At 52.3% G+C, this 13,196-nt stretch carries 11 protein-coding genes; 2 read left to right on the forward strand and 9 right to left on the reverse strand.

Annotated elements, in window-relative coordinates; all coding sequences use genetic code 11:
- Positions 1-60: 60 nt before the first annotated feature.
- The 3 genes from plsX to yceD all read right to left on the reverse strand — a co-directional run bounded on the left by plsX (position 61) and on the right by yceD (position 1,958).
- Positions 61-1,131, reverse strand: coding sequence for a phosphate acyltransferase PlsX (gene plsX / locus BEB42_RS00340; RefSeq protein ID WP_000197578.1), 1,071 nt, complete (start codon positions 1,129-1,131; stop codon positions 61-63).
- Between the two features lie 80 nt (positions 1,132-1,211).
- Positions 1,212-1,385: a 50S ribosomal protein L32 gene (rpmF, locus tag BEB42_RS00345; RefSeq protein WP_000290727.1), complete on the reverse strand. Its 174-nt coding sequence runs from the start codon at positions 1,383-1,385 to the stop codon at positions 1,212-1,214.
- A gap of 51 nt (positions 1,386-1,436) precedes the next feature.
- Positions 1,437-1,958: a 23S rRNA accumulation protein YceD gene (gene yceD / locus BEB42_RS00350; RefSeq protein WP_001174481.1), complete on the reverse strand. Its 522-nt coding sequence runs from the start codon at positions 1,956-1,958 to the stop codon at positions 1,437-1,439.
- 198 nt (positions 1,959-2,156) lie between these two features.
- Here yceD and yceF point away from each other — a divergent pair, with 198 nt between their 5' ends.
- Complete coding sequence (gene yceF / locus BEB42_RS00355; RefSeq protein ID WP_001125202.1) at positions 2,157-2,741, forward strand: 7-methyl-GTP pyrophosphatase; 585 nt, start codon at positions 2,157-2,159, stop codon at positions 2,739-2,741.
- 111 nt (positions 2,742-2,852) lie between these two features.
- Here the strand turns inward: yceF and rluC are convergent, their stop codons facing one another.
- Complete coding sequence (rluC, locus tag BEB42_RS00360) at positions 2,853-3,812, reverse strand: 23S rRNA pseudouridine(955/2504/2580) synthase RluC (RefSeq protein ID WP_000846356.1); 960 nt, start codon at positions 3,810-3,812, stop codon at positions 2,853-2,855.
- A gap of 572 nt (positions 3,813-4,384) precedes the next feature.
- On the opposite strand from rluC, the gene rne reads away from it, so the two are divergent.
- The gene (rne, locus tag BEB42_RS00370; protein ID WP_000827353.1) at positions 4,385-7,570 is read left to right on the forward strand and encodes a ribonuclease E; all 3,186 of its coding nucleotides are present in this window, start codon (positions 4,385-4,387) and stop codon (positions 7,568-7,570) included.
- A 194-nt stretch (positions 7,571-7,764) separates the two neighbouring features.
- Here the strand turns inward: rne and flgL are convergent, their stop codons facing one another.
- The 5 genes from flgL to flgH all read right to left on the reverse strand — a co-directional run bounded on the left by flgL (position 7,765) and on the right by flgH (position 13,187).
- The gene (flgL, locus tag BEB42_RS00375; protein ID WP_001212755.1) at positions 7,765-8,718 is read right to left on the reverse strand and encodes a flagellar hook-associated protein FlgL; all 954 of its coding nucleotides are present in this window, start codon (positions 8,716-8,718) and stop codon (positions 7,765-7,767) included.
- An 11-nt stretch (positions 8,719-8,729) separates the two neighbouring features.
- Positions 8,730-10,373 carry a flagellar hook-associated protein FlgK gene (gene flgK, locus BEB42_RS00380; protein WP_000096445.1) on the reverse strand — a complete coding sequence of 548 codons (1,644 nt, stop codon included), beginning with the start codon at positions 10,371-10,373 and terminating at the stop codon, positions 8,730-8,732.
- Positions 10,374-10,438: 65 nt separating this feature from the next.
- A complete protein-coding gene (flgJ, locus tag BEB42_RS00385; protein WP_001353287.1) occupies positions 10,439-11,380 on the reverse strand; it encodes a flagellar assembly peptidoglycan hydrolase FlgJ in 942 nt (313 codons plus the stop codon).
- On the reverse strand, positions 11,380-12,477 hold the full coding sequence (flgI, locus tag BEB42_RS00390) for a flagellar basal body P-ring protein FlgI (RefSeq protein ID WP_000589300.1): 1,098 nt from the start codon (positions 12,475-12,477) through the stop codon (positions 11,380-11,382). The genes flgJ and flgI overlap by 1 nt, the downstream gene beginning before the upstream one ends.
- Positions 12,478-12,488: 11 nt before the next feature.
- Entirely contained in the window at positions 12,489-13,187 is a 699-nt protein-coding gene (gene flgH / locus BEB42_RS00395; protein WP_001295442.1) for a flagellar basal body L-ring protein FlgH, read from the reverse strand.
- Between the last annotated feature and the right edge of the window lie 9 nt (positions 13,188-13,196).

The following is a 13,196-nucleotide window of genomic DNA, read 5'->3' on the forward strand; positions in this document are numbered from 1 at the left end:
CAGTCACTTTTCGGTTATATACCGTCACTTGCAAACTGCGAGTTCGCTGGCAGCGTCCTGCTACCGCAGAGTTCCGCTTTTGCCACCGTCCAGCAGCTCAAAACCAGCTGGGTATACAGATTCCAGGCGAGCGGCAATTCGCTGAGGAACTTGTCGCTGCACCGCCTGCACTGCCTGTTCAATCGCGACCGCAAAAGCTCGCTGATTGGCCGCACCATGACTTTTTATCACCGTGCCGCGCAATCCTAACAGACAGGCGCCGTTATACTGGTCGGGGTTGAGGTGACTGAATCGCCTCGTCAGGCTCTTTTGTAGCCAACGCTTTAATAACAGTAGCCACCACGACCGTTTTTTCCCTTCACCCTGAGATTTCAGCAGAGAAAGGAACATCCTGACAACACCTTCCATCGTCTTTAATGTGACATTTCCTGTAAAGCCGTCACAAACCAGCACATCTGTCTTGCCAGTTAACAACTCATTGGCTTCAAGATAGCCGATATAATTGATAGAAGGGATTGTTTTAAGCACTGCTGAGGCATCCCGAATACTGTCGAGACCCTTTACTTCTTCTTCACCAATATTGAGCAACGCCACGCGAGGATTGGGAATTTCCACCACCTCTTCAGCCAGAACTGAGCCCATAATGGCAAATTGCACCAACATTGTACTGTCACAATCGACGTTGGCCCCTAAATCGAGGACCACCGTTTTGCCCTTTTGCTGATGCGGTAATACCGTCACCAGCGCCGGACGCTCAATCCCCTCCAGGGGCTTGAGTAGTAATTTTGCCAGCCCCATCAGCGCCCCGGTATTACCAGCACTGACACAGGCTTGCGCTCGACCTTCTTTCACCAGCTCAAGGGCCACGCGCATTGAACTACCACGACTGGCGCGGATAGCTTGCGAAGGCCGGGCATCACTGGCGATAACTGACTGCGCAGGAATAATCTGCAGACGCGAACGTTGTTCAAAGTCAGCTTTAGCAAGTAATGGCGTGATGGCGTCGGGATTGCCGACTAAAAGAAGAGTGAGTTGCGAATTAGAATTCAGTGCCTGCAATGCTGCAGGCACTGTCACGGAAGGGCCAAAATCCCCTCCCATGACATCTAACGCCAGGGTTAGACGTGTCAAGGTATCGTCGCCGCCCGGTTTGGTCTTTCCCCAGTTGCCTGGGGAAAATCCTCACTAAGCTTCATCACGCAGACGCGTGATTACTTAGCGATGACCTTGCGGCCGCGGTAGTAACCGTCGGCAGTGATGTGGTGACGCAGGTGTTTTTCACCAGAAGTTTTGTCTACAGACAGGCTGGTGACTGCGGTCAGCGCGTCATGGGAACGACGCATGCCACGTTTGGAACGGGTTGGTTTATTCTGTTGTACGGCCATGGACCTTACTCCTCAATTACGGTTTATCCCCGATCCAACGGGGAGCACCAATTACTTACGCTTTAAGCTGGCTAATACGGCAAATGGGTTTGGCTTTTGCGCTTCTTCAGGCAGTTCACCAAAGACCATGTCCGCTTCGGACACTTCACAGTGTTCAGAATCATGCACCGGAACTACCGGCAAGGCGAGGATGATTTCATCTTCAACCATTGCAAGCAGATCGATTTCACCGAATTCGTTAACCTCAATCGGTTCATACGCTTCCGGCAGTGCTTCAGCCTGTTCGTCTGAACGCACAGGACTAAAACAATACGTTGTGTAGACCTGATGAGTAAACGGCTTCCCGCAACGCTGACACTCGAGCGTTACCGTCACCTTCGCATCGCCGTTTAACACTGCGAGACGTTGGTTATCGATAGCGAACGACATGGAGCATTCCACATCACTGTCCACACTGACTACGGATTCGGCGACGCGCTCAACCTGATCAGGGGTATAGATACCCTGGTAATCAAGGCGTTTTTGAGCCGTACGAACCGGATCGAGAGTCAGGGGTAATTTTACCTTTTGCATAGGGCGCGCATATTAACTTTGTAACGTCATAGAGTCAAAGAAAAAGGCAGCCTGTGGTTGCCTTTTGCCAATAATTCGCACACATTGCGGGTTACTGCTTTATTTTCGTTCAGTGCTGATAACGAACATCAACCTGCAAAACGAAGCGCATAGTTTAAAATGGCTATCATCAATACGCTATATCTGATGGAAAAAAATATGCCTAAACTTATTTTAGCCTCCACCTCGCCCTGGCGTCGCGCTCTTCTGGAAAAACTGCAAATCTCTTTTGAATGTGCAGCACCCGAGGTCGACGAAACCCCACGCAGCGACGAATCACCGCGACAGTTGGTGCTTCGGCTGGCACAAGAAAAAGCGCAATCTCTGGCGTCACGTTATCCGGATCATTTAATTATTGGTTCAGACCAGGTATGTGTTCTTGATGGCGAAATCACCGGTAAACCGTTAACGGAAGAAAATGCCCGTCTGCAATTACGCAAAGCCAGCGGCAATATCGTCACCTTCTATACTGGACTGGCGTTGTTTAATTCGGCGAATGGGCATCTGCAAACAGAAGTGGAGCCTTTTGACGTCCATTTCCGTCACCTGAGCGAGGCGGAGATTGATAATTACGTGCGTAAGGAGCATCCCCTGCACTGCGCGGGTAGCTTTAAGAGTGAAGGATTTGGCATTACGCTGTTTGAGCGTTTAGAAGGGCGTGACCCTAACACGCTGGTTGGTTTACCGCTAATCGCGCTGTGTCAGATGTTACGTCGGGAAGGGAAAAACCCGCTAATGGGATAGTTTTTTGCGCCGGATGCGGTTACGTCGCATCCGGCAATCGGTGCTGGCGGCCTGATGCGGCGTAAACGCCTTATCAGGCCAACCGCCCATTATCAGGCTTATATGCACGTATTAGCGCGCGTTACGCAGTTTCTGCAAACAACGCTTCAACCCCTCATCCATCGGCGCTTCGATACGCATCACCTCACCGGTTCCCGGATGGGTAAACTTCAACGCTGCGGCGTGCAGGAACAGACGATTTAATCCCGTGCCTGCTTCAGTGAGCTGTCTATCAAATTCACGGTCACCGTAGCGATCGTCAAAGGCAATCGGATGACCCGCATACTGTGTATGCACACGGATCTGATGAGTACGCCCTGTTACCGGGCTACAACGCACCAGGGTGGCAAAAGCATAGCGTTCTTCCACTTTAAAGCGTGTTTCCGACGGTTTGCCTTCCTGACTCACACGCACGATACGTTCGCCGCTTTGCAGAATATTTTTCAGCAACGGCGCTTGTACGCTCTTCACATGCGACTGCCACTGACCGCGCACCAGCGCCAGGTAATCTTTTTGCATCCCTTTTTCACGTAATTGCTCATGCAGAGAACGCAACGCCGATCGTTTTTTCGCTACCAGCAACACACCGGAAGTGTCCCGGTCGAGACGATGTACCAGTTCAAGGAACCGCGCTTCCGGGCGCAACGCCCGTAAACCTTCGATAACGCCGAAGCTTAAACCACTGCCGCCATGTACTGCCGTACCGGAAGGTTTATTCAGCACCAGGATATGCTCATCTTCATATAAGATGACGTCCGCCAGCGCCGCCACCTTTTGCAGATGTGGCGAAACCGCCTCCTCTTCACGTTCAGCAACGCGAACCGGTGGAATACGCACCTCATCACCTGCTTCGAGTTTATATTCAGGCTTAATACGTTTTTTGTTCACCCGCACTTCGCCTTTACGCAAAATACGGTAAATCATACTTTTAGGTACGCCTTTCAATTGGGTACGCAAAAAGTTGTCGATACGTTGCCCCGCTTCGTCCGCGGTGATAGCAACAATTTTTACGGATGGAGTCTCTGTTTTCATGGTGGGCGATTCTAATTAGCCAACAGGATTCGCGCCACTCATTTTTCTATGCTTATATTTAGTTTTGCACCTTATTACTTCACTACGTCATCACTTTATTGATGGTTATTAAACCAATCACCATTAAGAAGTGAAAAAACTGTGAGTAAGCGGGTGATAAATGGTAAAAGTCATCTTGCTATAACAAGGCTTGCAGTGGAATAATGAGAACGTTTCCGTGTCCATCCTTGTTAAAACAAGAAATTTTACGGAATAACCCATTTTGCCCGACCGATCATCCACGCAGCAATGGCGTAAGACGTATTGATCTTTCAGGCAGTTAGCGGGCTGCGGGTTGCAGTCCTTACCGGTAGATGGAAATATTTCTGGAGAGTAATACCCAGTCTGTTTCTTTGATAATTGCGCTGTTTTTCCGCATGAAAAACGGGCAACCGACACTCTGCGCCTCTTTGAGCTGACGATAACCGTGAGGTTGGCGACGCGACTAGACACGAGGCCATCGGTTCACACCCGGAAAGGCGTTACTTTGCCCGCAGCTTAGTCGTCAATGTAAGAATAATGAGTAAGTTACGATGAAAAGAATGTTAATCAACGCAACTCAGCAGGAAGAGTTGCGCGTTGCCCTTGTAGATGGGCAGCGTCTGTATGACCTGGATATCGAAAGTCCAGGGCACGAACAGAAAAAGGCAAACATCTACAAAGGTAAAATCACCCGCATTGAACCGAGTCTGGAAGCTGCTTTTGTTGATTACGGCGCTGAACGTCACGGTTTCCTCCCACTTAAAGAAATTGCCCGCGAATATTTCCCTGCTAACTACAGTGCTCATGGCCGTCCCAACATTAAAGATGTGTTGCGTGAAGGTCAGGAAGTTATTGTTCAGATTGATAAAGAAGAGCGCGGTAACAAAGGCGCAGCACTGACCACCTTTATCAGCCTGGCAGGTAGCTATCTGGTTCTGATGCCGAACAACCCGCGCGCGGGTGGTATTTCTCGCCGTATCGAAGGCGACGACCGTACCGAATTAAAAGAAGCACTGGCAAGCCTTGAACTGCCGGAAGGCATGGGGCTTATCGTGCGCACCGCTGGCGTCGGCAAATCTGCTGAGGCGCTGCAATGGGATTTAAGCTTCCGTCTGAAACACTGGGAAGCTATTAAAAAAGCCGCTGAAAGCCGCCCTGCCCCGTTCCTGATCCATCAGGAGAGCAACGTAATCGTTCGCGCATTCCGCGATTACTTACGTCAGGACATCGGCGAAATCCTTATCGATAACCCGAAAGTGCTCGAACTGGCGCGTCAGCATATCGCTGCATTAGGTCGCCCGGATTTCAGCAGCAAAATCAAGCTGTACACTGGTGAAATTCCACTGTTCAGCCACTACCAGATCGAGTCGCAGATCGAGTCCGCCTTCCAGCGTGAAGTCCGTCTGCCGTCTGGTGGTTCTATTGTTATCGACAGCACTGAAGCGTTAACTGCCATCGATATCAACTCCGCACGCGCAACCCGCGGCGGCGATATCGAAGAAACCGCGTTTAACACCAACCTCGAAGCTGCCGATGAGATTGCTCGTCAGCTGCGCCTGCGTGACCTCGGCGGCCTGATTGTTATCGACTTCATTGACATGACGCCAGTCCGCCACCAGCGTGCGGTAGAAAACCGTCTGCGTGAAGCGGTGCGTCAGGACCGTGCGCGTATTCAAATCAGCCATATTTCTCGCTTTGGCCTGCTGGAAATGTCCCGTCAGCGCCTGAGCCCATCATTGGGTGAATCCAGCCATCACGTCTGCCCGCGCTGCTCCGGTACCGGCACCGTGCGTGACAACGAATCCCTGTCGCTCTCTATTCTGCGTCTGATTGAAGAAGAAGCGCTGAAAGAGAACACTCAGGAAGTGCATGCCATTGTTCCTGTACCAATCGCTTCTTACCTGCTGAACGAAAAACGCTCTGCGGTAAATGCCATTGAAACTCGTCAGGACGGCGTGCGCTGTGTGATTGTGCCAAACGATCAGATGGAAACCCCGCACTACCATGTGCTGCGCGTACGCAAAGGGGAAGAAACCCCAACCTTAAGCTACATGCTGCCGAAGCTGCATGAAGAAGCGATGGCGCTGCCGTCTGAAGAAGAGTTCGCTGAACGTAAGCGTCCGGAACAACCTGCGCTGGCAACGTTTGCCATGCCGGATGTGCCGCCAGCGCCAACGCCAGCTGAACCTGCCGCGCCTGTCGCAGCCCCAGCACCTAAAGCTGCATCAACAACACCAGCAGCTCCTGCACAACCAGGGCTGTTAAGCCGCTTCTTCGGCGCACTGAAAGCGCTGTTCAGCGGTGGTGAAGAAACCAAACCGACCGAGCAACCGGCACCGAAAACTGAAACGAAACCGGAACGTCAACAGGACCGCCGTAAGCCACGTCAGAACAACCGTCGTGACCGAAATGAACGCCGCGACACACGTAGCGAACGTAATGAAGGCAGCGATAATCGCGAAGAAAACCGCCGTAATCGTCGCCAGGCACAGCAGCAGACTGCCGAGACGCGTGAGAGCCGTCAGCAGGCTGAGGTAACGGAAAAAGCGCGTACCACCGACGAGCAGCAAGCACCGCGTCGTGAACGTAGCCGCCGCCGTAATGATGATAAACGTCAAGCGCAACAAGAAGCGAAAGCGCTGAATGTTGAAGAGCAATCTGTTCAGGAAACCGAACAGGAAGAACGTGTACGTCCGGTTCAGCCGCGTCGTAAACAGCGCCAGCTGAATCAGAAAGTGCGTTACGAGCAAAGCGTAGCCGAAGAAACGGTAGCCGCACCAGTGGTTGAAGAAACTGCCGCTGCCGAAACCATCGTTCAGGAAGTGCCTGCTCCGCGTACAGAACTGGCGAAAGTCCCGCTGCCAGTCGTAGCGCAAACTGCGCCGGAACAGCAGGAAGAGAACAATGCTGATAACCGTGATAACGGTGGCATGCCGCGTCGCTCTCGCCGCTCGCCTCGTCACCTGCGCGTAAGTGGTCAGCGTCGTCGTCGCTATCGTGACGAGCGTTACCCGACCCAGTCGCCAATGCCGTTAACCGTAGCGTGCGCGTCTCCGGAACTGGCCTCTGGCAAAGTCTGGATCCGCTATCCGATTGTACGTCCGCAAGATGTACAGGTTGAAGAGCAGCGCGAACAGGAAGAAGTACAAGTGCAACCGATGGTGACTGAGGTCCCTGTCGCCGCCGCTGTCGAACCGGTTGTTAGCGCACCGATTGTTGAAGAAGTGGCTGAAGTCGTAGAAGCCCCCGTTCAGGTTACCGAACCGCAACCGGAAGTGGTTGAAACGACGCATCCTGAAGTGATTGCCGCCGCGGCAACTGAACAGCCGCAGGTGATTACCGAGTCTGATGTTGCCGTAGCCCAGGAAGTTGCAGAACACGCAGAACCGGTGGTTGAACCGCAGGAAGAGACGGCTGATATTGAAGAAGTTGCCGAAACTGCTGAGGTTGTGGTTGCTGAGCCTGAAGTTGTTGCTCAACCTGCCGCGCCAGTCGTCGCTGAAGTCGCAGCAGAAGTTGAAACGGTAGCTGCGGTTGAACCTGAGGTCACCGTTGAGCATAACCACGCTACCGCGCCAATGACGCGCGCTCCGGCACCGGAATATGTTCCGGAGGCACCGCGTCACAGTGACTGGCAGCGCCCTGCTTTTACCTTCGAAGGTAAAGGTGCCGCAGGTGGTCATACGGCAACGCATCATGCATCTGCCGCTCCTGCGCGTCCGCAACCTGTTGAGTAATAATTAGCTCAAGTAATCAAGCCCTGGTAACTGCCAGGGCTTTTTTATTTCATCTTTAAATCAACATATTAAAATTCATCGAATGGCATCCTTGCTAACCAACAATACAAAATAGGCAAAAAAATGCCCGCCCCGGCGATCCCAGAGCGGGCAGACAAAACATACCCAGTTTCATGATATGTTTTAAAGCGAGCTTATTTGTTGAGCTGGAACAGCGACAATCCCTGCATATCGGTAAATGCTTTATACGATGCCTGCAATGCCGTTTGCTGCATGATGTAAGATGAAATAGTTGCATTCCAGTCCACATCAACCAGATCGCTCATCTGCTGCGTTTGCCCTAAAGCGCGATCGCTACCTAATGAATCCAGCGACTCCAGTTCGTTCAGCTGCGTGCCTAATTCCGCGCGAACGGTCAGCACATTGTTCAGCGAGTTTTTCAGTCCGCGGTTGGTTTTATCCAGTGCCGCAGCGGCGGTTTCTTTATCCGCTTCGCTTTCCGCGACCGGCGTTTTCAGGGCTGCGATGGCGCTATCCAGCATGGCAAAAAGATTGGTTTCAGAAGCGCTACCGTCTGGTTCCGCTACCGCGTTGCTGGTAATACTGTCGAAAATTTTGTCACCCGTGTGCCCTATCACCATCGAACGCGAAGCATCGACCTGTTGTTTAATACTTTCTGCTCCGCCAACATATTCGCCGTCTGCCTCACTAAACGGCGCAGTTTCTGTTTTATAACCGGCAAAAATGTAGCGCCCGTTACCATCCGTAGTGTTCGCCAGATTCAGCAACTGGTCACGAATACCCTGGATATCGGTTGCCAACGACGCCCGGTCATCATCACTCAAGGTGCCATTGCTGGCGTAGACAATTTTTTCCTGAGCATTCTGGATAGCAGTGGTGACTTGGCTAAGCACACTCTCTTCCAGTGACACTTTTTGAGTGGCGAAAGTACGCGCCAGCGTGTACTGACTGTTTTGCGCCTGTGCCTGGGAGAGAACAACAGCTTGTGATGCAGCAATGGGATCATCTGAAGGGTTAACGACTCGCTTACCCGTCGACATCTGTTCGCCGTACTTCATCCATTCGGCCTGAGAATTGGTGATGCCACGCATGTTTTGCTGGTACATCATCTGGGTACTGAAACGCATTTTATCTCCCCTTAGCGAATGTTAATCAGCGCATCAAAAATCGCGTTTGCCGTCTGCAGAACCTGCGCATTCGCGAGGTAATACTGCTGAAAACGTTGCAGATTTCCGTACTCCTCGTCGAGATTGACACCAGAAATCGACTGCTGCTGATTGGAAAGCTGCGTCACCACATTACCTTGCGTGGTGCTACTGGTTTTCAACGTTGCGGTTTTATTACCGATATCACTCACTAACGAGGCATAAGCGTCGTTAAAGGATTTCGCACCGCCCACCGTTTTACTGTTACTTTGCAGATCCAGCAGGGCCTGACCGTTGCGGTTGTCGCTATCACCCGCATCTTCTGCGCTCGCCATGGCGATTTTCGCTTCGTCGGTGATTAATACATCCATGTTGACGATGGCGTCACTTACCGGTTTCAGTGTGAAGCTGTCATTAACGGCAGGCGTTCCTGTAAACGTCAACTCCAGACCATCAAATGCCACTTTACCGTTAGCATCCGGCGTCACCGTAAAAGTGGTATTGCTGGCAAGGCGGGTGACCTGCCACTGATTATTATCGAACGAGATTTTGTAATCTGTCGCCAGTACCGCGGAGGCATCGGTTACCGTGGCACCGATCGCAACGCTACCATTGTTGTTAGTATTTTGCAGAACCGCGGGCTTACCGATAGCAAAGAAATCCTCCCCTTCTTTACCATTGGCATCATACCCCTTGTTATGTTGGGCATTGAAAGCCTCGGCAAATGCCAGCGCCAGTTGTCCGAGCGTATTACGCGTCTGGTCGAGATCCTGAGAACGAAATGTCAGAATACCGCCCAGTGACCCGGTATTCAGCAATTTCTCCGGGATCTCAAGATTGCCCGCAGTCCCATCAACATAAGCGACAGTCGTACGAGAAGGGTCGGCGCTGGAAGGAATTGCCGCAAGTTGCCGCGCCGTACTTCCCTGAACCAGTGAGTAGCCATTGGCCATCGTGATGTTATAAGTGCCACCATCCTGAACGCTGACTTCTACGCCAACAATCTGGTTTAATTCGCTCACCAGTTGATCGCGTTGATCCAGCAGATTGTTAGGTGACGCCCCTGCCCCCACGCCTGTCAGGCGGGAGATCTGATCGTTCAGGCTGGCGATTTGTTTAGCGTAATTGTTGATCTGATCAACGCTGGCACCTATCGCGATATTGACCTGTTTGTCCTGGTCGCGCAGATATTGATCGGTGGTTTTAAACTGATTCACCAACCCTTCTGATTTCCCAATCAGCGCCTGGCGCGCTGCCGGATCTTCCGCGTTACTCACCAGCGTTTGCAGGCTGGTGAAGAAATCCTGCATCTGTGTTGCCAGCGAAGAGGTACTGGTGGAGAGCATATTGTCGATTTTCGACATCTGCTCATAGCGGGCAGTCAGGCCGCTACTTTGCGTCTGAGCCGCACGTAACTGGTTGGTAATAAAAGCATCATACTCACGCTGCACACCGGAAACGTAGACACCATTGCCAACCCAGCCACCCGCGCCCAACGTGCTGTTGGCCTGCGCCATAATAGTGGTTTGGCGGGTATATCCGGCAACGTTATAGCTGGAGATATTATTACTTGCCGTATTTAACGCCGCCTGGGCCGCGTTCAGTCCGCTCATGGCGTTATTGATCAAGCTGGACATGGAGGTTCCTTATAAGCCTTCAATTACAGAGTATTATCGGCAGCGACCCGCCGGACTTGAGTTATTCAGAACAGATTATCAATGTTCATGCTGTAGGTTTTGCTCACCTTGTCGCTTATCGATTTCATCTGCTGAATCATGCTGGTGAGTTTGCGGGCATAGTGAGGATCGGTGGCATAGCCCGCGTCCTGTAGGGCCTGCGCCCCCTGCTCCGCACTCGCGGCGGTCGTCACGGCAGCGTAGCGCGGGTTACGTGTTAATAGCCCAACGTAATCCGACAATGCTTCCAGATACGAGCTGTAGACCCGAAACTTCGCTTTTACTTTCTTCGCTTCGCCATTTTCATATTCAGTCGTGGTGATTTCAGTGACTGGCCCTTTCCAGTTGCCAGAGGCTTTGACGCCAAACAGGTTATAGCTCGGCTCGCCGTTTTCACGGCGGATTTGCCGTTGTCCCCAGCCAGATTCCAGCGCCGCCTGAGCGAGGATCAAATGATGTGGCACACCGCTTTGCTGGCTTGCCAGTTGGGCGGGCAACGAGAGTTGCGCGAGGAATGCTTTACTGTCACCCGGCAGCGAATCATCGTAGTTACGTGGTACGGCCTTTTGCACCAGCTGCGAAAGCGTCTGATTTTGATAACGCACCACGGTTTCGAGCGGGAATTTCATCGGTGCTGCTGGCGTGGACTCATCTGGCAATGGTTGTTCTGGCGTCATCTGTTTAACCATCATCTCTGCCAGCCCCAGACCTTTGCCCGCCGTCATCTGTTGGGCAATCTGCTGGTCATACATACTGGTATACAGGCGAGTGTGCTCGCTGCTGAACAGGCCATCTTTTGGTAAAGCGTCGCGCATGCTTTTCAACATCATCTGCACGAACATCCCTTCCACCTGGCGGGCCACCGGACGGATATTTGCCGCCGGATCTTCGCCCGCTTTCGTCTTAAGTTCGTTGAGCGATTGTGCATCCCAGGCCGCACTTGCCAGTAGTTTGCTGTCGCTGATCATCAGATGATTTCCAGTTTTGCCCGCAGACATCCCGCACTTTGCATTGATTGCAGTATGGACATCAGATCCATCGGCGTAGCGCCCAGCGCATTGAGCGCACGCACCACGTTATTGAGGCTGGCGCTGGAACGTACGCTTTGCAGCGAACCGCCGCTCTGGCGTAAATCGATCTGCGTTTGTGGAGTAACCACAGTCTGCCCGCCACCAAACGGTGTATCTGGCTGGCTGACATTGGCCTGCCGATTTACCGTAACCGAGAGATTCCCCTGCGCTACCGCGCAGCTGTCGAGGGTCACTTCGCGATTCATCACCACCGAACCAGTGCGCGAGTTAATCACTACTTTAGCGTCCTGCGGGGTAACATTAACCTGCATATTCTGGATATCGGCAAGGAAACGGACCTGGGAACTGTTGCCACTCGGTACGCGCACCTGAATAGTCCGCGCATCTAACGCGGTGGCGCTGCCATATCCACGCACGCGGTTGATGGTGTCAGCGATTTGCTGCGCCATACTGAAATCTTCGTCGTTAAGTTGCAAATTAAGGGTATTCCCGACGCCAAACTGGCTGGGCAATTCACGTTCAATAACCGCACCATTGGTGATCCGTCCACCGTTCAGTTGGTTCACCTGAACACTGCTACCGCCAGCGGAGGCCCCTGCGCCGCCAACCAGAATATTGCCCTGTGCCAGCGCATACACCTGACTGTCAACGCCCTTAAGCGGTGTCATCAATAACGTACCGCCACGCAGACTTTTGGCATTTCCCATGGAAGAAACCACCACGTCAATGGTTTGCCCCTGACGTCCAAACGGTGGAAGTGACGCCGTCACCATTACCGCAGCGACGTTTTTTAGCTGCATATTAGTGCCCGTCGGAACGGTAATTCCCAGCTGTGAGAGCATGTTATTAAGCGTTTGTGTGGTAAACGGCGTCTGAGTTGTCTGGTCACCAGTGCCATCCAGCCCCACCACCAGGCCATAGCCAATCAGTGAGTTTTGCCTTACCCCCTGAACACTGGTGAGATCGCGAATACGCTCAGCCTGAGCTGCCGTGATAACCAGTAGAAGAATTAATGCAGAGAGAAATTTAATCACCACAGCCTCACTTACATTGGCGACAGGTTAAGGAAGAAACGCTGCAACCAGCCCATATTTTGCGCTTCGTTAATGTAGCCATTGCCTACGTATTCAATGCGCGCATCCGCCACCTGAGTAGACGGTACGGTATTACTGCCGCTGATGGTGCGAGGATTAACTACACCAGAGAAGCGAATAAATTCGGTACCCTGATTAATGGCGATCTGTTTTTCACCCACCACATGCAGGTTGCCGTTGACCAGTACCTGGTCAACCGTCACCGTCAACGTGCCGCTAAAGGTATTGCTGGCATTGGCCCCGCCTTTTCCGTTGAACGTGTTACCACCGGAGGCTTCGACATCGGCACGAGCGTTACCAAACAGCCCCTGCAAATAGCGCGGCACAGTATCAAAGCCAAAATTAGTTTTACCGTCACGGCTGGCATTCGCAGAGGAGCTTTTGCTGGCGCTGACGTTCTCCTGCAACACGATGGTCAGCGTATCGCCAATATTGCGTGGTCGACGATCTTCAAACAGCGGTTGATAGCCATAGTTAATCGGCTGAGCAGACTGGAAAATAGAACCGTTGGCGACGGGCGTCGGGCCGGGAACCGGTTGTGCACTCGTCGCCCCCTGTACCAGCGGCGTGGAGGGTATCCAGGCGCAGCCGGTTAGTGAAAGCACCAACAAGCTGGAAATGGCATAAGTATGCGCAGCGTTTTTTTGCATGGCTATCAT

Source organism: Escherichia sp. MOD1-EC5990 (genome assembly GCF_002965285.1).
Classification (GTDB): domain Bacteria; phylum Pseudomonadota; class Gammaproteobacteria; order Enterobacterales; family Enterobacteriaceae; genus Escherichia; species Escherichia coli_F.